Genomic DNA, 20,493 nt, shown 5'->3' with positions numbered 1-20,493 from the left:
AATGCTGTACGATATCAGGATGGAAATCGCCTATGACTATGACGGACCGGTCGCGTCAGGCCGGCATCTGCTGCGGCTCATGCCGGCCGGTCTGCCGAAAGAGCAGCGGCTGATCGCCGGCAATCTGGGCATAGAGCCGCAACCCGATGAATGGCGCGGCGGCACCGATTTCTTTGGCAATGTAACGAACGAGATCGTCTTTGCCACGCCACATCGCACGACGGTCTTTACCGTGCAGGCGCGGGTAGAGCGGCCGCAGAACGGCGCGCTGTTCGATATGTCGCCGCGCCTGACGGATCTGTCCCGTGATCTGAATGCCTATCGCGCGCTTGATGCCTGGGCACCGCATCATTTTCTGGGGTCTTCGACACGCATCGTATTTTCGGATGACATGGCCGATTACGCCTTTGCCGCGGTGGCGCAGGCGGCAACCACCTATGAGGCCGTCGTGGGGTTGGGGCGGGCATTGCATCGCGACATGAAATTTGATGCAAATGCGACCTCGGTGGATACGCCCGCGACCGAGGCCTTTGCCAGCCGCCACGGCGTGTGTCAGGATTTCACCCATATCATGATCACCTGCCTGCGCAGCATCGGCATCCCGGCGGGATATGTCAGCGGCTTTCTGCGCACCGTGCCGCCGCCCGGCAAGCCGCGCCTGGAAGGGGCGGATGCGATGCATGCCTGGGTGCGCGCCTGGTGTGGGCTGGAAATGGGCTGGATCGAATATGATCCGACCAATGACGTCATCGTGGGCCCCGATCACGTGGTTATTGCCCGCGGGCGAGATTATTCCGATGTTGCGCCGGTCAAGGGGATCATGCGCATCGCCGGGGGGCATCGCAGCAAACAGAAGGTGGATGTAATACCGCTGGGCTGATGCCAGGGGTGCGTGTCGTAAGGGGGAAATCGGTTGCATTCTGGCGCACAGGCTTTATCCAGACGCTCCTTGTCATCCGGGGTTGTTTGACGTTACGTCAACACCTTGCCACTAGCCGCATCCGAACGGAGATTTCGATGAACTGGACCAAATTGCTGCTTACCGCCTCGATGACACTGGCCACCACTGCCGCCATGGCCGGGCAGGCCGTGACATTCGGCACCAACTGGGTGCCGCAGGCCGAACATGGCGGTTATTATCAGGCGCTGGCCGATGGCACCTATGCCGAATGTGGGCTTGATGTGACGATCGTGCCGGGCGGGCCGCAGGTCAACAACCGCGCGCTGATGGTGGCGGGCAAGATTGATTTCTATATGGGCGGCAATCTTCTGTATCCGTTCAACGCGGTCGCCGAAGGCATCCCAAGTGTGGTTGTGGCTGCGCATTTCCAGAAAGAGCCGCAGGTTCTGTTGACCCATCCGGGGCGGGTGGGCAGCTTTGAAGATATCAAGACGCTGCCGCGCATCTTCATCGCCAATGGCGGTTATAACTCATTCTATCAATGGATGATCTCGGCCTATGGGTTCACGCCCGAACAGCGCGCGCCCTATACGTTCAACGCCGCGCCCTTCGTTGCCGATGCTGACAGCGCCCAGCAGGGATATGTCACGTCGGAACCGCTGGCGGTGGAACGCGAAGGCGGGTTCAAGCCCGATGTCTGGCTGCTGGCCGATGCCGGATTCAATACCCCCGCTACGCTGGTGGAAACCATGCAATCCACGATTGATGCGCATCCCGAGGCCGTGAAATGCTTTGTCGAGGCGTCGTCGATCGGTTGGGCCAATTACATTTATGGCGATCCGTCGGCAGGCAATGCCCTGATCCTGAAGGAAAACCCGCAGATGACGCAGGATCAGCTGGATTATTCGATCGCCGCGCTGCGCGATCATGGTATTGTGGACAGCGGTCTGTCGCTGGAACAGGGCATCGGTGCGCTGTCGGGTGATGTGATCGCCGATTTCTATACCAAGACGGTGGCGGCGGGTGTGGTGGCCGCAGGGCTTGACCTGTCCAAGGTTTATACCACGGATTTCGCCAATACCGGCGTGGCGCTTGCCGTCAAGAAACGGCTTTTGGACGAGTGAGCACCCCCCCGATCCAGCCCGACCTGCCGGTTCTGACCCTTGATGCCGTGACCAAGGTATTCGACGGCGGGCTGCTTGCGCTGGATGGCTTTTCCTTGACGCTGCGGGCCGGTGATTTTCTGACCCTGCTGGGGCCGTCGGGCTGTGGCAAATCCACCGTGCTGCGTCTGATCGCCGGGCTGGCGCAGCCCAGTGCGGGACGGATCGATTGGCCGGGTGCGCTGGGGCCGGATGATCTGGGAATGGTGTTTCAGGATGCCACGCTGATGCCCTGGGCCACGGTGGCGCGCAATGTCTGGTTGCCGCTGCGGCTGCGCGGGCAGGGGTTTGTCGCGTCGCGCGACCGGGTGGAACAGGCGCTGGATATGGTGGGGCTGGGCGATTTCGCCGATGCCTATCCGCGCGCCCTGTCTGGGGGCATGAAAATGCGGGCGGCGATTGCGCGTGCGCTGGTAACGCGGCCGCGGTTGCTGTTGATGGACGAACCCTTTGCCGCGTTGGACGAGCTGACCCGCCACCGCCTGAACCGCGATCTGCTGGCGCTGAAGGCGCAGACCGGATGCACCATTCTTTATGTCACCCATTCGGTGTTTGAATCGGTTTTTCTGTCGGACCGGATCGCGGTGATGTCGCCACGCCCCGGCTGCGTTGCACATGAACTGGTCGTCAACGGCCCCCCGATCCGGGATGAGGCCTTCCGCACCTCGGCTGACTTCGCGGCGCAAAGCCGGGCGGTCAGTGACGCGCTGGCGCAGGCAATGGGCGAAGGGGCCGCATCATGACGCGCCATGGCCGGATGGCGCGTTGGATATTGCCGGCGGTGATTGCCGTTCTGGCCGTAGTGATATGGGACAGGGTTTGTGTGTGGAACGAGATTCCGCATTACATCCTGCCGCGCCCCGGTGTTGTGGCGCGCACGCTGATCAACGATTGGCCGCTACTGTTCGACGCATTGCTGGTCACGCTTCAGATCACGGCGCTGGCGCTGGCGCTGGCGGTTTTCGGCGGGGTGGGGCTGGCGATCCTGTTCAGCCAAAGCCGGTTGCTGAACCTGTCGTTTTATCCCTTTGCGGTGATGTTGCAGGTGACGCCGGTGATCGCCATCGCGCCGCTGATCTTCATCTATGTGTCGTCCAAGATGGCGGGGCTTTTGATCTGCGCCTGGATCGTCGCGTTCTTTCCGGTCCTGGCCAATACCACCTTGGGGCTGCGATCCGCGGATCACGGGTTGCAGGATCTGTTCAGCATCTATGGCGCGACCCGCTGGCAGCGGTTGCGGCTTTTGCAACTGCCCGCAGCCCTGCCCTATTTTCTGGGCGGGCTGCGGATTGCCGGTGGGCTGGCGTTGATCGGGGCGGTGGTGGCGGAATATGTCGCGGGCACCGGGGGCATCGGGGCCGGTCTGGCCTATACGATCCTTGAGGCCGGATACCGGCTGAATATTCCGCGCATGTTTGCAGCCCTTGCCCTGATTGCCGCGATGGGGGTGGTGATCTTTGCCGGGTTGGCATTGCTAAGCCATCTGTTGCTGCGTAAATGGCATGAAAGTGCGATGCGCCGGGGCAGTTAGGGCGACAATCGTCCGGCTGCGCGGAATTGATCGCGAATGCGCCTGTGGCTACCGCCAGCAATAGGCGTGGGCGTCATTCTGCGCTAAGACAGGGCGATTCATAAATACCGGCAGGCCCATGACCACATCCCAGACATCGCAACCCCGCACAGCCCTTGTCACCGGGTCGGCCGGTTTCATCGGCTATCACACCTGCAAACGGTTGCTGGAGGACGGGTTCCGGGTCATCGGGCTGGACGCGATGACCGATTATTACGATGTGTCGCTGAAGGAACGCCGCCATCAGATGCTGCTGCAATCGCCGCGCTTTACCGCGCTGACCGCGCGGTTGGAAACCCCTGGTCTGTTGGTGGATTTGATGCGCGACGAGCGTCCCGAAATTGTGATCCATCTGGCCGCGCAGGCCGGTGTGCGCTATTCGATCGACGCGCCGCGATCCTATGTTGAATCGAACATTGTCGGCACGTTTGAATTGCTAGAGGCCGCCCGCGCCCATCCGCCGCGGCATATGCTGCTGGCCTCGACCTCATCCGTTTATGGCGCCAATGAAAAGATGCCCTATGGCGAAACCGACAAGGCCGATCTGCAGATGTCGTTCTATGCCGCCACCAAAAAGGCGACCGAGGCGATAGCCCAGACCTATGCGCATCTTTACGATCTGCCGATCACGATGTTCCGGTTTTTCACCGTTTACGGGCCATGGGGGCGGCCCGATATGGCGCTGTTCAAATTTACCAAGGCCATTCTGAACGGCGATCCGATCGACGTGTATAATTACGGCGATCTGAAGCGCGATTTCACCTATGTCGATGATCTGGTGCAGGGCATCCGCCTGTTGATCGACACCGTGCCGCCGGGCCCCAATGCCGGTGCCGCCCCGGTGCAAGGCGACAGCCTGTCGCCCATCGCGCCCTGGCGGGTGGTCAATATTGGCAATTCCGATGCAATCTTGCTGACCGATTTCATCGCGGCGCTGGAAAAGGTGATCGGGCAGACGGCGACCAAGAACATGCTGCCGGCCCAGCCGGGCGATGTCTTTGCCACATGGGCCGATGCGGCGCTTTTGAAGTCGTTGACCGGCTATGCCCCTGGCACCGGCCTGCACGAGGGCGTCACGCGATTTGTCGACTGGTATCGCGACTATTATCGAATTTGACGCAAACCCGGCCTTTTCCCGCCATGGTTTTTGCCGGTTTATAGGCAATACTCGCACCAACCCGGGCATTGTTTCGGGATGCCTTGTGTCATGGGCATTTTCACTTGATGGGGGCGGGGTTCGCTCGCATCATGGGGCGGCTGGGGCGTCATCGCAGTGATGTGACAAAGGGCGACAATAGATAAGGCCCGGCGGCATCGGCTGCGGGATAGTATGCAACCTGATTTGATAAACGGACTCAGTAACTTGAAAATTTCTCCGATCCTTCTGGCCGGCGGTTCCGGCACCCGGTTGTGGCCCTTGTCGCGCAAAAGCTATCCCAAACAGTTTTCGCGCCTGATGGGCGATGAAACCCTGTTTCAGGCATCGGCCCGGCGTCTGTCGGGGCAGGGCGGGGGGCTGTCATTTGCCGCCCCGACCGTGCTGACCAATGCTGATTTCCGCTTTATTGTTACCGAACAGCTGGCCGAGGCCGGGATCGATCCGGGCGCGATCCTGATCGAACCCGAAGGCCGCAATACCGCGCCTGCCATTCTGGCCGCTGCGTTGTATCTGTCAAAAACCGATCCGGATGCCGTGATGCTGGTCGCGCCTTCCGATCATGTGATCCCCGATGCCGCCGCGTTTCAGGCCGCGGTATCGCGTGGATTGTCTGCGGTGCAGGCGGGCGATCTGGTGACCTTCGGCATCGCGCCGGACCGGCCGGAAACCGGCTATGGCTATCTGGAACTGTCCGCCCCGCCCAATGGCGCGCCGGTCAAGCTGTCGAACTTCGTCGAAAAGCCCGATCTGCCCAAGGCGCAGGCGATGCTGGCTGCCGGGAATTACCTGTGGAATGCGGGCATTTTCCTGTTCGCCGCACGCGATATCATCGCAGCCTTCAATGCGCATGAACCCGGCCTGATGGGGCCGGTTGGGCAAGCGGTCGATCAGGCCAAGGTCGATCTGGGCTTTCTGCGCCTGGCCGCCGAGCCCTGGGCGAAGGCCGAAGACATTTCCATTGATTATGCCGTGATGGAGCGGGCTGAAAACCTGTCGGTCGTCCCCTTTACCGGCGCCTGGTCCGATCTGGGCGGGTGGGATGCGGTCTGGCGCGAAAGCGGACCGGATGCGCAAGGTGTCACCACGGCGGGCCATGCCACGGCCATTGATTGCAGCAATTCCCTTCTGCGATCCGAAGATGACCGGCTGGAGATTGTCGGGATCGGCCTGGAAAACATCATTGCCGTGGCCTTGCCCGATGCGGTGCTGGTGGCAGATATGTCGCGTGCGCAGGATGTGAAGCTGGCCGTGGCCGCGCTCAAGGCCAAGGGGGCGGTTCAGGCCCAGCAATTTCCTGTCGATCACCGCCCCTGGGGCTGGTTTGAAAGCCTGGTGGTCGGCAACCGGTTTCAGGTCAAGCGCATCGTCGTGCATCCCGGTGCGGCGCTGTCGCTGCAAAGCCATTTTCACCGGTCCGAACACTGGATCGTGGTGGAAGGCACCGCCAAGGTCACCGTGGATAACGAGGTCAAGCTGGTATCGGAAAACCAGTCTGTCTATATCCCGCTGGGTGCCGTGCATCGCATGGAAAACCCCGGAAAGGTGCCGATGGTTCTGATCGAGGTTCAAACCGGCGCCTATGTGGGGGAAGACGACATCGTGCGCTATGAGGATGTCTATGCCCGTGGCTGACGGATAGTCGATCAGGTCTGGATGAATTTGACGTTGCCGCCCGTGATATGGGCGGCCGTCAGCCGCCCGGTGGCATAGGCCCCGGTATCTATTGAAATGTGCCCGGTCGCCACGCGTGGTGAATCCATGACAGTGTGGCCATGCACCACCCAGACCCCGTCGCGGCGGCGTGTCGTGGCAAAAGCCCTGTGTCCCCACATCAGCGTTGCCGGCACCTGATCGTCGATGTCGCAGGCCGGATCAGCCCCCGCGTGAACCACGGCGACATCGCCGCTGCGCCAGTGCAATGGCAGATTTTGCAGCCATTCGGCCAGGTCTTGGCCCATTGCCGCAAGCAGGCGATCCCGCCCCGCGATCATTGCGTCTTCGTCGGCGGTTTCGGCCAGATCTTCGATGCCGAAACTGGCCATTGTCTGTTCGCCGCCATTGGACAACCAGCGCGGGCCATCGGTGGCCGGCTTGTCCAGGAATGACAGGAACATGTCTTCGTGATTGCCTTTCAGGCAGATGAAACGCCCGGGCGCCATCTGACAGCGTTCGAACAACCGGCGCAACACGCCGGCGCTGTCAGGGCCGCGGTCAATGTAATCGCCCACACAGATGATGGTCGCGTCGGGGTCGGCCCCGTCAATGCGCGCCAGTAGGGCCGACAGAAGATCATCGCAGCCATGCACATCGCCGATGGCGTAGAACGGCACCGAAGGTGCGATCAGCGCCTGATCGAAAGTGGGCGTTCTTTGGTCAAATAATTGTCTGATGAACCGCATGCCTTGATCATACCGCGTCGTGTGGCGTCTGTCATCTTTGGGCTGGTGGTATGAACCGGCATCTTTTAAGATAATATGGTTTGGAACACGCTTTGGGAGGAGTAGCCATGCCTGATTTGGACACCCGCGATGTCGTCGTCGTGGGCGCGGGGTTTGCGGGAATTTATGCGCTGCACAAGCTGCGTCAACAGGGGTTCGATGCGCAGGTGTTAGAGGCCGGCAGCGGCATCGGCGGCACATGGTTCTGGAACCGCTATCCCGGGGCGCGCTGCGATGTGGAAAGCATGCAGTATTCCTATTCCTTTTCCGAAGAGATTCAGCAGGAATGGCAGTGGAGCGAGCTGTATTCGCCGCAGGCCGAAATTCTGCGCTATATCAATTTTGTGGCGGACAAGCTGAAGCTGCGCGACGGTATTCGGCTGAACACCCGCGTTGCCAGCGCCCGGTTTGATGCCGCCAGCGCCCTGTGGCAGATCGTGACCGATACCGGTGACACCTATCAGGCCCGCTATGTGATCATGGCAACCGGCTGTTTGTCGGTGCCATTGACCCCCGATATCGCGGGCTTGGACGGTTTCAAAGGCACAATCCTGAAAACCTCTGACTGGCCGGTGGATGGCGTCGATCTGACGGGACAGCGCGTGGGCGTCATCGGCACCGGATCATCCGCGGTGCAGGCGATCCCGCTGTTGGCGGAACAGGCCAGCCAGTTGACGGTGTTTCAGCGCACCCCCAATTTTACCGTGCCCGCCCGGAACATCCCGATTTCACCGGAATATGAGGCCGAGTGGAAGGAAAACTATGCCGAACGCCGGGCGCTGGCCCGCCAGTCGCGCGGCAATACGGTTGGGAATTTCGGCACGGTGCCGGGGGCCCAGGTCAGCCGCGATGAAATCCATGCCGAGCTTGACCGTCGCTGGAAACATGGCGGCTATCATTTCCTCATGGCCTATCCGGATATTGCCACCAATGCCGATGTGAACGAGGTCGTGGCCGATTTCGTGCGCGACCGGATCAGGGAGATCGTGCGCGATCCGCAGACCGCGGAAGATCTGATGCCACGCGATTTCCCGATCGGGGCCAAACGGCTGTGCGTGGATACGAATTACTATGACACCTATAACCGCGATAACGTGCAGCTGTGCAACATTCGCAATAACCCGATTGAGCGCGTAACAGAAACCGGCGTGGTGCTGGCCGATGGCACGGCGTTCGATCTGGATGTGCTGGTTCTGGCCACCGGGTTCGATGCGATGACCGGCGCGATGAAACGCGTTGATATCCGTGGCCGCGACGGGCAGGCGCTGCGCGATGAATGGGCGGATGGGCCGCGCACCTATATGGGGCTGATGGTGGCGGGGTTCCCGAATATGTTCATGGTCACGGGGCCGCAAAGCCCGTCGGTGCTGACCAATATGGTCACTTCGATCGAACAGCACGTGGACTGGATCACCGAAACCATTACCCATCTTCAGGCCCGCAATGCCCGGCAGATCGAGGCCGAACCGACCGCGCAGGAAGACTGGGTTGCCCATACCAATGATCTGGCCAATGGCACGCTGATGGTGCAGGGCAATTCGTGGTATCTGGGGGCCAATGTGGCGGGCAAGCCGCGCATTTTCATGCCCTATGTCGGGGGGGCGGCGCCCTATATGGGAAAACTCAACCAGGCAACGCGCGATGGGTACAGGGGCTTTGCGATATCCTGACCCCTGAAAATATTGGCGCCCGCCCCGCGATGCAGGATGGGCGCCGACAGTTGCATGTCTGCGAATTCAGGACGCTTTCGCGCGCCCATTGCCCAACACGACGGCGTCGCGCTCCACCGATTTGCCGGTGAACAGCAGCCCGTCGGGGGTATCCCAGATTTCGATACGCATGGTTTCGCCCGGATAGAACGGTTTGGCGAAACGCGCGCTGATGCCCTTGAACCGTGCCGGATCATTGCCGCAACAAGCCGACAGAATGGCGCGGGCCGCCAGCGCATAGCTGCACAGCCCGTGCAGGATCGGGCGCGGAAAGCCGACCGAGGTCGCCATTTCCGGATCGGCATGCAGCGGGTTGAAGTCACCGCTTAGCCGGTAAATCAGCGCGGTTTGCGGCAGGGTGGGAATATCCACGGTATGATCCGCTGCGCGATCGGGCAGGGCCCAGGGCAGCGGATTGTCCTTGGCGGTGCCGCCAAAACCGCCATCGGCCCGCAGGAACAGGGTTGATACCTGGCGGCTGACCAGTTCGCCCGCCGCATCCAGCATCCGGCGTTCAGTGCGCAGCAGGGCGCCGCGGCCTTCGCCCTTGTCGATCAGTTCCACCACCTTGTTGCGGGCGGTCAGCTTTTCATCCACCAGCATCGGGCGGGCGATTTCCAGTTCCTGTTCGCCATGCACCAGCATTTTCCAATTCACACCGACATCCTTGAACCACATGCCGGGCGACCCCAGAACCAGCGGGATGGTGGGAAAGCATTGTTGTTCTTTTTCAAAGACATAGCGCAGGTGGTCGGGATCAAGCGGATCTGACCCCAGCCCGACGCCCAGCGCATAAAGGATCGCCTGTTGTGATGAAACCTGCACCGGCAGATCGTCAAAGGGCCAGTTCAGGATTTCCTGTTCGTTCAGTGCCATATTCGTCCCTCTATTTGCGCAACGTGTCTGTCATCTCGGCGGTCAGTTCGCCATTCAGCACATCGGCTGCCCCGAACATGCCTTCGATAAACAGCAACCGTTTGAAATATCGCCCGATCAGCATTTCATCCGTCATCCCCATGCCGCCATGCAGTTGAATGGATTGTTCGCCCACCCACAGGCCGGCCTTGCTGACGCGGGCCTTGGCGCGTTTGATCGGTTCGGCATCGCCACTGCGCGATTCCAGTGTCACGGTCGCCAACAGGGCCATGGCGCGGGCCATTTCGGCCTCGAGCAGCATTTCGGCAGACCGATGCGCCAGTGCCTGAAACGAGGCCAGCGGTTGGCCAAACTGTTTTCTGGTATTCAGATAATCGCGGCACAGTTCGATCGCCTTATCGATCGCGCCAACGGCCTCGGCGCACAGACCGGCGCGAGCGGTTTGTATGGCGCTATCCAGCATTGCCTGCGCATCCGCCCCGCGGGCGATGATGGCATTGCTGTCCAGCCGGGTGCCGGTAAAGGTGATATCGGCCAGGCGGCGGTCATCGACCGACCAATAGCCCTGCCTTTCGATGCCTGCCGCGTCGGTTGGCACCAGAACCAGCGCCAGATCCTGCCCCGACATTGCGGTGACGATCAGGTGTGTTGCGTTTTCACCGCCAATTACCAGTCTCTTTTCGCCCATAAGGCGGTCGTCTTCGATCCGGGTGGCGGGCATGTCTTCGGGTGCGCCGCGACCTTCCTGTGCGGCCAGCGCCAGGATCGTAGAGCCATCACACACCGATTCCAGCAGCCCGGTTGTGCCGCCTTGTTCCAGTATGCCGGCGCAGACGATTGAAGACATCAGGAACGGTTCCTTGACCAGGCCGCGCCCCATCTGTTCGTTCAGAACCATGACTTCGCGATTGCCAAGGCCGCTGCCGCCGAAATCGGGGCTGATGGCGATGCCATGCCAGCCAAGTTCCGCCATTTCGGCCCACAGCTCGGGGTCGAACCCCGAACCGGTGCGATATTTGGTTGATGTCGTTTGCGGCAGGGCCGCGACCAGATCTTCTGCCGACTGGCGCAGCATCTGCGCCTCGTCGCTGAAGGCAAAGCTTGAATGCAGGGACATGAATGTGCCTTTCCGTAATTAGCCGCGAAAGTGGATTTTCGAGACGATGTTCTTTTGCACCTCGGTCGAGCCGCCATAGATCGTGGCCGCGCGCCGGAACAGGTATTCGCCCAACATGCCTTCCAGGTCGGATGGCGTTTCGATGGCTTTGCCGCCTTTGGTGCCGGAAACGACATCGTCATAGATCACGGCATCGGGGCCAAGCGCGCGCATCATCATGCGTGACATGCGTTGCTGTACTTCGGTGCCTTTCAGCTTCATCAAGGATGGGCCGGCGGGCCCCCCCTGATCTTCGGCGGCCAGCATCCGCAGTTCCATGAATTCCAAGGCCACCAATTCTGTTTCCAGTTCACACAGATCGGCCATGAAACCCCGGTCATCCAGCAGCGCGCGTGGACCGTTTGTGTTGCGCGAGGCGATTTCCTTGATCTGCGACAGTTGCAGGCGGCTTTGCGCGACACTGGTCATCGTGCTGCGCTCGTGACCCAGCAGGAACTTGGCATAAGACCAGCCCTTGCCCTCTTCACCGATCAGGTTTTCCTTGGTAACCACCACGTTTTCCAGAAAAACTTCGTTCAGGCTGTGTCCCAGGTCGATCGAGATGATGGGGCGCACGGTTACGCCGGGGGCCTTCATGTCGATGATCAGGAAAGTGACCCCGTCCTGCTGGCGACCGCCGGAATCGGTGCGGACCAGGGCGAACATCAGGTCGGCATAATGGGCCTTGCTGGTCCAGATCTTCTGGCCGTTCACCAGATAGTGGTCACCCTTGTCTTCGGCCCGCGTCTTGAACCCGGCCAGGTCAGAACCCGCGCCGGGTTCGGAAAAGCCCTGGCACCAGCTGATATCGGCGTTGACGATCTTTGGAAGATAGTAATCTTTCTGCTTCTGGGTGCCGAACGTGTACAGAACAGGGCCAACCATCCCCAGGCCGAAGGGCCGGATGACAGGTGCGGCGTTCAGGCCGACTTCCAGATTGAACAGGTATTTCTGGACGGGATTCCAGCCTGGGCCACCATATTCCTTGGGCCAGGACGGGGCGCTCCAGCCTTTTTTGGCGAGCGTCTTTTCCCAGGCAATCTGGCGATCTTCGGGCATGTGGCGGCCGGTTCTGACCAGATGCGCAGTTTCCGGATCAAGATTGGCGCGGATAAAGTTACGCACTTCGCTTCGAAAGGCGCGTTCATCGTCGCCCAGAAGGCGATCTACGGTATCTTGCTGAGTGTGCATCATAATTCCCTCAGATTGCGTCGCAGAAATCTGCGTTTGACGTTGTTGCAGGTGCCTGCGCTGCAGTCCAGATGCGACATCTTGATGCTGACGCCGGGCAGGCAGTACGTATAAAACGTTGTTTGATTCATTGGATAGCCAAATGCAACCGGATTTGCGACTCAAAAATTTGCCGGATAATAGGTTGATGCACTAATGGCGAGAAACACTGTTTTATTATTGCTTGACACATTCCTGTTGCTCAAGCAGGTTCGCGACGCCATCCACCGAGTTGTTATCGGTAGATATGTTTGACAGAACCATTTCAGGGAGAGAACGACAATGAAGATGAAACTGGGTCGTCGTGCCTTTGGGGTATTGGCTGCCGCTGCCGTGATGGCGCTGCCGCTGGCCGCTTCGGCACAAAACTACAAGCTTCGTTACAGCGATCTTTCGTCGCCTCGCGGCCCGCGCTCTGAGGCGCTGAGCGCCTTTGCCGAAAAGGTCAAGGAACGTTCGGACGGGCGGATTGAAATTGAAATTCTGTGGTCGGGTGCCCTAGTCAGCGCCAAGGACACATTGAAAGCTGTCGGTTCCGGTCTGGCAGATATGGGCACCGTTCTGGGCATCTATAACCCTGCCGAAATGCCGATCTGGAACCTGGCGAACGTGCCCTTTGGCGAGAACGACGTCTGGGTCGGGCCGCGAGCCTGGTATGAACTGCGCCAGAATTCCCCGGTTCTGCAGGCTGAAGCGGCAGAAAACGGTGTGGTGTTCCTGAACAACTTTGCCTCGGGCCCGGCGCATCTGCTGACCAAGGAGCCGATCCTGAGTGTCGCAGACCTGAAGGGCAAAAAGATCCGCACCACCGGTGGATATGTCAAATGGCTCGAAGCCCTGGGTGGCACGCCGGTTCCGCTGTCATTCGCAGAAACCTATCCTGCGCTTGATCGCGGCACTATCGACGGTGCGACCAATTTCATTCCTTCTGTGAAGTCGTTCAAGACCTATGAGGTCGCCGGCCATCTGACCCTGATCGGTGGCGGACAGGCGCTTGGCTTCGGGATGGCGATCAACAAGGATCTGTTCGAAGCGATGCCCGAAGATCTGCAGAAAATCCTGAGCGAAGCCGCCTTCGAGATGATGGATGATTTTGCCGAACGCTATATCGCGGGTGAAGAGGCCGACAAGCAGCAACTGATTGATGGTATCGACGGTCACAAGGTCGTCTTCCACGAGCTGAGCGAAGAAGAGCGGGCAAAATGGGCCGCCGCAGCCAGTGGCCAGGTCGATGAGTGGGTCGAGGCCATGAAAGCTCGTGGTGTTGATGGTGCCGCGCTTGTTGCAGAGTTGAACGAGATTTTGGCCAAATATCACGCAGAGCTGGAAACCAAGGGTTATCCCTGGACGCGCTGAGACAGGCATAGACGTCTCAATCTGGCGCAGGCGGGCGGCTGTCGGTTTGCGCCAGAAACACTGGGGCCACGCGCGTGGTCGTCTTGTATCAATCAGGTATTCCTCTCATGCAAAAGTTAGTTGACTGGCTTGATCGCGTGCTGATCGTCCTTGCCGGAATTGCGTTGATTGCGATGATGCTGTCCACCGCCGCATCGGCGATCGGGCGCTATTTCTTCAACAAGCCTCTGCCGGATGACGTGGCGATCAACGAGATGCTCATCGTTCTGGTGGTGTTTCTGCCGCTGGCCTATGTGCAGAAGATACGGCAGCATATTTCGGTAACGATGTTCACCGACAGGATGCGGCCAAATAATATCCGCCGGCTGGAATATTTCGGAATTTTCATAGGCATTCTATTCTACACCGTCTTTTTCGCATCGTCTTTCCAGGCCGCGATGAAGGTGTATGAAATCGGCGAATATGCTGTTGGGGTGTTTAATATTCCACTTTGGCCCGCGCATTTTGCCTTTGTTCTGGGAATTTTTCTGCTGTGGCTGAGGCTGATCGTGGAATTTGTTTCCGGTGTTTTCATGCCCGCTAAAACCGAAAATCAGGGGGTCAACTGATATGGATCTGGTAACTTTGGGCGCTATTGGCCTGTGCATCATGCTGGCGCTGATCGCGCTGCGGGTGCCGCTGGCCTATGCCATGGGCGCGGTCGGGTTCGTCGGGTTGATCGCAGCCTTCGGCTTCCCCGAGGGGCGGCCCGTCAATCTGATGCGCGGCTGGAACGTCGCGTGGTCCTATATCTCGTTCGAGCCCTATTCGGCGGTGTCGTCTTATACGCTGATCGCCATTCCGCTGTTTCTGCTGATGGGGTTCTTCGCGTTTTATGCAGGCTTTACCCGCGATATGTATGCAACCGCGCGGGCCTGGCTGTCTGGCATGCCCGGCGGACTGGCGATGGCCACCGTTGCCGGATGCGCGATGTTCGCCGCTGTCAGCGGGTCCAGCATGGCCACTGCGGCTGCCATGGGCAAACTGGCCGTTCCCGAAATGCTGAAGGCCAAATACGACAAGGGACTGGCCACCGGTGTGGTGGCGGCAGGTGGCACGCTGGGCGCGCTGATCCCGCCCAGCATCCTGATGATCCTGTATGGAATCTTTACCGAACAATCGGTTGGCAAGCTGCTGATGGCGGGTCTGATCCCGGGGCTGCTGACCGCGTTCATGTATATGCTGATGATCTTCGTGCGCGCCACGATTAATCCCAAATGGGCGCCGCGCCCCGCCAGTGTAACCTGGGGAGAGCGTATCGGGTCGCTTAAAGGCACCTGGTCGGTGCTGATCCTGTTCGTGATCGTCATGGGCGGGCTATATGCAGGGATCGTGACCGCAACCGAAGCTGCGGCGATGGGCGCCCTGGGCGCGTGGGTGCTGGCGATGGTATCCAAACGTCTGAGCCTGGCGGATAACAAAAGCTCGGTTCTGGAAACGATCGTTCAGACCAGCAGCATCTTCGCCATCGTTGTTGGCGCGAAACTGTTCGTGGGCTTCATTACCATTACCGGCATTACCGGGGTGTTCGCCGGGTTCTTCATCAATATGGACCTGCCGCCGATCGGCATTCTGCTGATGCTGTCGCTGATGTATATCATCCTTGGCACCTTCATGGACCCGCTTGGGATCATGCTGCTGACATTGCCGGTGGTCACGCCGGTGGTTCAAAGCCTGGGGTATGATCTGATCTGGTTCGGCGTCATCATGGTGAAGCTGCTTGAGATCGGCATGATAACGCCACCGCTGGGGCTGAACGTCTTTGTTCTGAAAGGCGTGGTGGGCGCGATACGGTCAAACTTGAAACGATCTTCAGGGGCGTCTCATGGTTCCTGCTGATGGATTTGTTGACGCTGCTGTTGCTTCTGCTGTTTCCGGCGATTGCGTTGTGGTTGCCGGCCACGCTCAATTAATAGCGGCCATCTGAAAGCAAACGGCCCGGCAGGTTTGCCGGGCCGTTTCAGTTTGATCCGTCGACAGTATCAGGCGGCTGACTTGCGGCGACGTTTGGCCGCACCCAACAGGGCCAGCGCACCCGGCAGCAGCAGTGCCCCGGCCGGCAGCGGCACCGGCGCCACATCGGCGGCGGTGATCACCCGAACCCAGTCGCCGGGCGTGGTCGTGGCATTCAGGTTCATCGCGATCGTGTCGCCACCCACGACAAGAAAGCTGTCCGAAGGCTCCAGCCCGCGACCGGCGATCGCGTTATAGGCTGTGCCCGCCGCTCCCAGAAGCGCGTCCGTCAGGTTCAGGGCGCGTGTGTTGGTGAAGACGGCAAGGATATCAGTGGAAAAGGAAAAGATGGCAGAGCTTGCCGTCTTTCCTGCTGTCGGTGATAGAAACAGCATGTGGCTGTCGATCGCAGTGCCGGCTGCGATGTCGTAACCGTTAAATTTCAGGTTGCTGCCCAAGGTCAGATTGCTGACCTCGTTAAATGCCTGAATCGTGCCCGTCGCGGAGGATGCCGCGCTGGTATCGGCCGGTGCCGCGACGACCGCACCGTTTCCATACACAACCGAGATCGTCGACGCAGAAGCTGCTGCAGAAAGCGACACTATCGCCGCTGCCGCCAATGGAACTATCTTCGCAAATTTCATGTCACATATCCTAGCAATGCCCGCCCCCTGCAGAACGGGTAATCATCGCCCCCGCACATATTACTACTGCGGAATAAGGCGATTTTGGGGCAGTTGCCACTATCGGCGGGAACATGCCGATGCGGGCCGGAATCGGTCAGCAGGCCGTGGGGGCTGCGGCTGTGCCGGGGCAGGCACGATCCAGCATCTGGGCCAGAATCTGCCAAAAGAAAGCCTCGCCCGGATAGCCTTCGATGCGCGACATCTCGATGCCGTCCTTCACCAGAATGAAGATCGGGGGAAAGCGGGCGGCGTTATGCAGGGTCAGGTCGTCAGGCACAGGTGCGTGTATATCGATGCGCCGAACCTGCTCTGGCTCATGAAACACCGGACCTACATATCCTTGGAATTATTGAGGAGTCGCAGCACATAACCACGCAGTGGCGACGGACCTATAAAAACGCATTCACCAAATTGAGCATCGGCGGTCTTACCCCCGCCATGAAGATGAATGTGGCCGTATGAGTGCCATATCAACGGCCCGCAAAACGGAGAGAGCTACCCAGTCGCCATTCGCGACGGGTCAGGCCAGAAAGACGCGCAGGGCGGACTCGAACTCGCGGGGTTTTTCGGCATGCAGCCAGTGCCCCGCACCGGGAATAGATGCGAACCTGGCTTTGGGAAACAGGGCGCGGATCTGCGGATAGGCCTCGCGCGGCACATAGGCGGACAGCGCGCCTGACAGAAACAGGGCAGGGCCGTCAAATTGGCCTGTGATGTCGGGCCACCCGGTGATCTTGTCCATCTCGGCAGCCAGAACATCCAGATTAAGCCGCCAGCGCCGCCCTGGAATATCCAGCGACTGCAGCAGGAATGCCCGCGTAGAGGGATCTGTGACACATGGGGCAAGTTGGGCATCGCTGCGCCGGCTGACGGTGGCCAGATCGACCGCGCGCATCGCGTCTATCAGCGGCGTCTGGCTGTGGCCATAGACCAGCGGCGCGATATCGGCGATCACCAGCCGGTTGACGGCCTGGGAATGTGTCAGCGCCAGAACCATCGCCGCCTTGCCGCCCATCGAATGGCCCAGCACATCGGCCCGCCCGCCATGGGCCGCGATGACCTGCGCCAGATCCTCCGCCAGATCGGCATAGCTGTGGCTGTCGGTCCAGGGGCTGTCGCCGTGATTGCGCATATCGACGGTGATCACCTGGCGGCTGTCCGACAGCCGCTTGGCAATCACGCCCCAGTTGCGCGCCGATCCGAACAGCCCATGGGCGATCAGCAATGGCGGGTTATCGGTGGCGGGGCCGGTCAGGATCGTGTTCAGCATGGATCATCAATACCGCCGGGAATGCCGAAAAACCAGCGGGGGCGTCGGCCCCCGCCGCGCGATATGTCTTACAGGCCGGGATAGACCGGGAACTTGGCGCACAGATCCAGAACCTGGGATTTGACCTTTTCTTCCACGGCGGCGTTGCCGTCTTCGCCATTGGCGGCCAACCCGTCGACCACTTCGGTGATCCAGTCGGCGATCTGGCGGAACTCTGCCTCGCCGAAGCCGCGTGTGGTGCCCGCCGGGGTGCCAAGGCGAACGCCGGATGTCACGAAGGGTTTTTCAGGATCAAACGGAATGCCGTTCTTGTTACAGGTGATATGGGCGCGGCCCAGGGCCTTTTCGGTGGCATTGCCCTTGACGCCCTTGGGACGCAGATCGACCAGCAGAACATGCGTATCGGTGCCGCCCGTAACGATATCCAGCCCGCCCTTCATCAACTGATCGGCCAGCGCCTGCGCATTCCTGATCACCTGCGCGGCATAGTCTTTGAATTCGGGGCGCAGCGCCTCGCCAAAGGCCACGGCCTTGCCTGCGATCACATGCATCAGCGGGCCGCCCTGAATGCCGGGGAAGATCGCCGAGTTGACCTTTTTCGCGATCTCTTCGTTATTGGTCAGGATCATGCCGCCGCGCGGGCCGCGCAGTGTCTTGTGCGTGGTTGTCGTGGCCACATCGGCATAGGGGAAAGGCGAGGGATGCTGCCCGCCCGCCACCAGACCGGCAAAATGCGCCATATCCACCATCAGCCAGGCGCCCACGCTGTCGGCAATCTTGCGCATCCTGGCGAAATCGACCTGGCGCGGAATGGCCGACCCGCCGGCCACGATCAGTTTGGGCTTATGTTCGGTGGCCAGTTCCTGGATCTGGTCGTAATCGATCATGCTGTCCTGTTTGCGAACGCCGTATTGGATGGCGTTGAACCACTTGCCCGACTGGTTGGGCTTGGCGCCATGCGTCAGGTGGCCGCCCGCATCCAGTGACATGCCCAAAATCGTATCGCCCGGCTGCAGCAGCGCGGTATAGACGCCCTGATTGGCCTGGCTGCCCGAATTGGGCTGCACATTGGCGAATTCACAGCCGAACAGTTGCCTGGCGCGGTCGATCGCCAGATTTTCGGCGATATCGACGAACTGGCACCCCCCGTAATAGCGTTTGCCAGGATAACCTTCGGCATATTTGTTGGTCATGACCGAGCCTTGGGCCTCCATCACCGCGCGCGATACGATGTTTTCGGACGCGATCAGTTCGATCTCGTCGCGCTGGCGGCCCAGCTCTTGCTGGATGGCGCGGGCGATTTCGGGGTCGCGGCTGGCAAGGGATTCGGTGAAAAATCCGGCATCGCGGTGGGAAATGGTCATGGGGTTCTCCTGAGGGCAGCGGAATTGGCCTGTGTGTAGCCAATCCAGCGGCACAGCAAAAGAGGGGTTTGGCGCATAATGATGTTGAACAGAATGGAGGCCTGCCCGGATCAGACCACCGTGAATTGACCCATCATGCCTGCATCCTCATGTTCGAGGATGTGACAGTGATACATATAGGGGTGCACCGGATCGGCAAAATCGGTGAATGACAGGGCCAGTTCCACTGTTTCATCGGGGGCCACCAGAACCACATCCTTCAGCCCGGCTTCGCGCGGGGCGGGTGGTGTGCCGTTGCGTGACAGTATGCGGAACTGCACGTCATGGATATGGATCGGGTGCAGCATCTGCGTGGTGTTTTCCCAGACCCAGGTTTCGGTTGCCCCCAGTGGCACCGTCAGGTCGATCCGCTCCATTGCCATCTGGGCACCGTTGATGGTGAAGTTCCCCATCATTCCCATCCCGGTCATCGCCAGCCTGAAATGCCGCGTTTCACCATCGGGCTGAGCGGGCGGTGGCAGGTCGGCCAGTCTTTCGGGCAGGGTCGGGGCGGGTGCATAGCCCTTGCGGGGGCGAATTTCCATCACATCCGCCACGCCGAAACTGCCCATCACCAGCACTTCCGAGGCGTAGACTTCGCTGCGCAGCAGGGCAGGTGCGCCATTATCGACGTTCACGATGAACTCGGCGCGCTCTCCGGGACTCATCAGCGCCTCAGTCAGGGCGACGGGGGCCGACAAGAGCCCGCCATCGGAAGCGATCTGATGAAAACTGCGCCCATCGGAAAAATGCAGCCGATAGAAGCTGCCATTCGATCCGTTCAGGATGCGCAGGCGGATGCGTGGTGCATCGCAATCCAGATACGCGCCGATCTGGCCATTCACCAGCAGGACATCCCCCACCATTCCGGCCATATTGTCATGCATCGTGGGCGCATAGGGTATCTGATGGTTCGCGTCAAAGCGACGATCCTGCAAAACCAATGTAAAGTCATCCACGCCATAACTGCGTGGCAGCGGCAGCAGGGCCTCTTCGTCGTCATCTATCCGGATGACACCAGCCATACCCGCCCAGACATGGCGGGCAGTGGCGTGCATCCGATGGCCGTGGAACCAGAAGGTGCCGGCACGCTGGCGCAGGTCGAATACGGGCGACCAGGTTTCACCAGGTGCAACCATCTGGTGTGGCCCGCCATCCATCACAGCCGGCAGGTGCAGGCCGTGCCAGTGCAGCGTCATTTCTTCGTTCAGGTTGTTGATCACGTTCATCTGCAGTCGCTCACCGGCCCGCGCTGACAGGACCGGGCCCAGGTAATCGGCATTGATCCCGATCGTGTCGGTGATCTTGCCGGCAAAAAACTCGCTCTGGCCGGGACGGGTGGTCAGATCGAAAATCCGGCGGCCCTGTTCGATGCGGCCCGTATCAAGCGGTGGCAGCGTCAGCGGTCGATCCGCCGCCGCCGCGGCATGTGCCGGGCGCGGTCGAAACAGTGCGGGCGCGGACATCGCGCTGACGGCCAGTCCTGACAAAAGGGCCCGGCGGGTCAATGCAGACTGAGACATCTGGCGGTACTTTCCTGCTAGAATGAAACCTTGGCCGGTTGCAGGGCTTGTCTTCCCTGCG

Annotated in this window: 19 protein-coding genes; 10 read left to right on the top strand and 9 right to left on the bottom strand. The window is 60.2% G+C overall.

Annotated features, from left to right (window positions below; all coding sequences use genetic code 11):
- Position 1 precedes the first annotated feature (1 nt).
- The 6 genes from ACTCHC_RS01845 to ACTCHC_RS01820 all read left to right on the top strand — a co-directional run bounded on the left by ACTCHC_RS01845 (position 2) and on the right by ACTCHC_RS01820 (position 6,425).
- Complete coding sequence (locus ACTCHC_RS01845; RefSeq protein WP_463020746.1) at positions 2-880, top strand: transglutaminase family protein; 879 nt, start codon at positions 2-4, stop codon at positions 878-880.
- A gap of 137 nt (positions 881-1,017) precedes the next feature.
- On the top strand, positions 1,018-2,025 hold the full coding sequence (locus ACTCHC_RS01840) for an ABC transporter substrate-binding protein (protein ID WP_463020745.1): 1,008 nt from the start codon (positions 1,018-1,020) through the stop codon (positions 2,023-2,025).
- A complete protein-coding gene (locus tag ACTCHC_RS01835; protein ID WP_463020744.1) occupies positions 2,022-2,807 on the top strand; it encodes an ABC transporter ATP-binding protein in 786 nt (261 codons plus the stop codon). The genes ACTCHC_RS01840 and ACTCHC_RS01835 overlap by 4 nt, the downstream gene beginning before the upstream one ends.
- Complete coding sequence (locus ACTCHC_RS01830; protein WP_463020743.1) at positions 2,804-3,595, top strand: ABC transporter permease; 792 nt, start codon at positions 2,804-2,806, stop codon at positions 3,593-3,595. Before ACTCHC_RS01835 ends, ACTCHC_RS01830 begins: the two co-directional genes overlap by 4 nt.
- Before the next feature lie 118 nt (positions 3,596-3,713).
- On the top strand, positions 3,714-4,751 hold the full coding sequence (locus ACTCHC_RS01825; protein WP_463020742.1) for an NAD-dependent epimerase/dehydratase family protein: 1,038 nt from the start codon (positions 3,714-3,716) through the stop codon (positions 4,749-4,751).
- Positions 4,752-4,964: 213 nt separating this feature from the next.
- The gene (locus ACTCHC_RS01820) at positions 4,965-6,425 is read left to right on the top strand and encodes a mannose-1-phosphate guanylyltransferase/mannose-6-phosphate isomerase (RefSeq protein ID WP_463020741.1); all 1,461 of its coding nucleotides are present in this window, start codon (positions 4,965-4,967) and stop codon (positions 6,423-6,425) included.
- 11 nt (positions 6,426-6,436) lie between these two features.
- On the opposite strand, the gene ACTCHC_RS01815 is transcribed toward ACTCHC_RS01820, so the two are convergent.
- A complete protein-coding gene (locus ACTCHC_RS01815) occupies positions 6,437-7,192 on the bottom strand; it encodes a metallophosphoesterase family protein (RefSeq protein WP_463020740.1) in 756 nt (251 codons plus the stop codon).
- A gap of 107 nt (positions 7,193-7,299) precedes the next feature.
- On the opposite strand from ACTCHC_RS01815, the gene ACTCHC_RS01810 reads away from it, so the two are divergent.
- Positions 7,300-8,901, top strand: a complete 1,602-nt coding sequence (locus ACTCHC_RS01810; protein WP_463020739.1) for a flavin-containing monooxygenase — start codon at positions 7,300-7,302, stop codon at positions 8,899-8,901.
- 66 nt (positions 8,902-8,967) lie between these two features.
- Here ACTCHC_RS01810 and ACTCHC_RS01805 read toward each other — a convergent pair whose 3' ends face one another.
- The 3 genes from ACTCHC_RS01805 to ACTCHC_RS01795 are packed head-to-tail and all read right to left on the bottom strand — an operon-like array spanning position 8,968 to position 12,163.
- Positions 8,968-9,816: a MaoC family dehydratase gene (locus ACTCHC_RS01805; protein WP_463020738.1), complete on the bottom strand. Its 849-nt coding sequence runs from the start codon at positions 9,814-9,816 to the stop codon at positions 8,968-8,970.
- Between the two features lie 10 nt (positions 9,817-9,826).
- On the bottom strand, positions 9,827-10,933 hold the full coding sequence (locus ACTCHC_RS01800; RefSeq protein WP_463020737.1) for an acyl-CoA dehydrogenase family protein: 1,107 nt from the start codon (positions 10,931-10,933) through the stop codon (positions 9,827-9,829).
- Between the two features lie 18 nt (positions 10,934-10,951).
- Positions 10,952-12,163, bottom strand: coding sequence for an acyl-CoA dehydrogenase family protein (locus ACTCHC_RS01795; RefSeq protein WP_463020736.1), 1,212 nt, complete (start codon positions 12,161-12,163; stop codon positions 10,952-10,954).
- A 321-nt stretch (positions 12,164-12,484) separates the two neighbouring features.
- Here ACTCHC_RS01795 and ACTCHC_RS01790 point away from each other — a divergent pair, with 321 nt between their 5' ends.
- The 3 genes from ACTCHC_RS01790 (at position 12,485) to ACTCHC_RS01780 (ending at position 15,436) form a co-directional block, all read left to right on the top strand.
- Positions 12,485-13,558 carry a C4-dicarboxylate TRAP transporter substrate-binding protein gene (locus ACTCHC_RS01790; protein WP_463020735.1) on the top strand — a complete coding sequence of 358 codons (1,074 nt, stop codon included), beginning with the start codon at positions 12,485-12,487 and terminating at the stop codon, positions 13,556-13,558.
- A gap of 107 nt (positions 13,559-13,665) precedes the next feature.
- Positions 13,666-14,166: a TRAP transporter small permease gene (locus ACTCHC_RS01785; protein ID WP_463020734.1), complete on the top strand. Its 501-nt coding sequence runs from the start codon at positions 13,666-13,668 to the stop codon at positions 14,164-14,166.
- A gap of 1 nt (position 14,167) precedes the next feature.
- Positions 14,168-15,436 carry a TRAP transporter large permease gene (locus ACTCHC_RS01780; protein ID WP_463020733.1) on the top strand — a complete coding sequence of 423 codons (1,269 nt, stop codon included), beginning with the start codon at positions 14,168-14,170 and terminating at the stop codon, positions 15,434-15,436.
- A gap of 143 nt (positions 15,437-15,579) precedes the next feature.
- Here the strand turns inward: ACTCHC_RS01780 and ACTCHC_RS01775 are convergent, their stop codons facing one another.
- From ACTCHC_RS01775 to ACTCHC_RS01755, 5 genes are all read right to left on the bottom strand, one after another.
- Complete coding sequence (locus ACTCHC_RS01775; RefSeq protein ID WP_463020732.1) at positions 15,580-16,194, bottom strand: hypothetical protein; 615 nt, start codon at positions 16,192-16,194, stop codon at positions 15,580-15,582.
- A 136-nt stretch (positions 16,195-16,330) separates the two neighbouring features.
- Positions 16,331-16,513 (bottom strand): hypothetical protein, encoded by a 183-nt coding sequence (locus tag ACTCHC_RS01770; protein ID WP_463020731.1) that lies wholly within the window; start codon positions 16,511-16,513, stop codon positions 16,331-16,333.
- 243 nt (positions 16,514-16,756) lie between these two features.
- Positions 16,757-17,506, bottom strand: coding sequence for an alpha/beta fold hydrolase (locus ACTCHC_RS01765; protein WP_463020730.1), 750 nt, complete (start codon positions 17,504-17,506; stop codon positions 16,757-16,759).
- Between the two features lie 68 nt (positions 17,507-17,574).
- Positions 17,575-18,870 (bottom strand): serine hydroxymethyltransferase, encoded by a 1,296-nt coding sequence (gene glyA, locus ACTCHC_RS01760; RefSeq protein ID WP_463020729.1) that lies wholly within the window; start codon positions 18,868-18,870, stop codon positions 17,575-17,577.
- A 110-nt stretch (positions 18,871-18,980) separates the two neighbouring features.
- A complete protein-coding gene (locus tag ACTCHC_RS01755) occupies positions 18,981-20,432 on the bottom strand; it encodes a multicopper oxidase family protein (protein WP_463020728.1) in 1,452 nt (483 codons plus the stop codon).
- Positions 20,433-20,493: the final 61 nt, after the last annotated feature.

This window comes from Actibacterium sp. (genome assembly GCF_055134745.1).
Note: the sequence above shows the minus strand (reverse complement) of the source record. Positions and strands in the feature narration are given on the sequence as shown.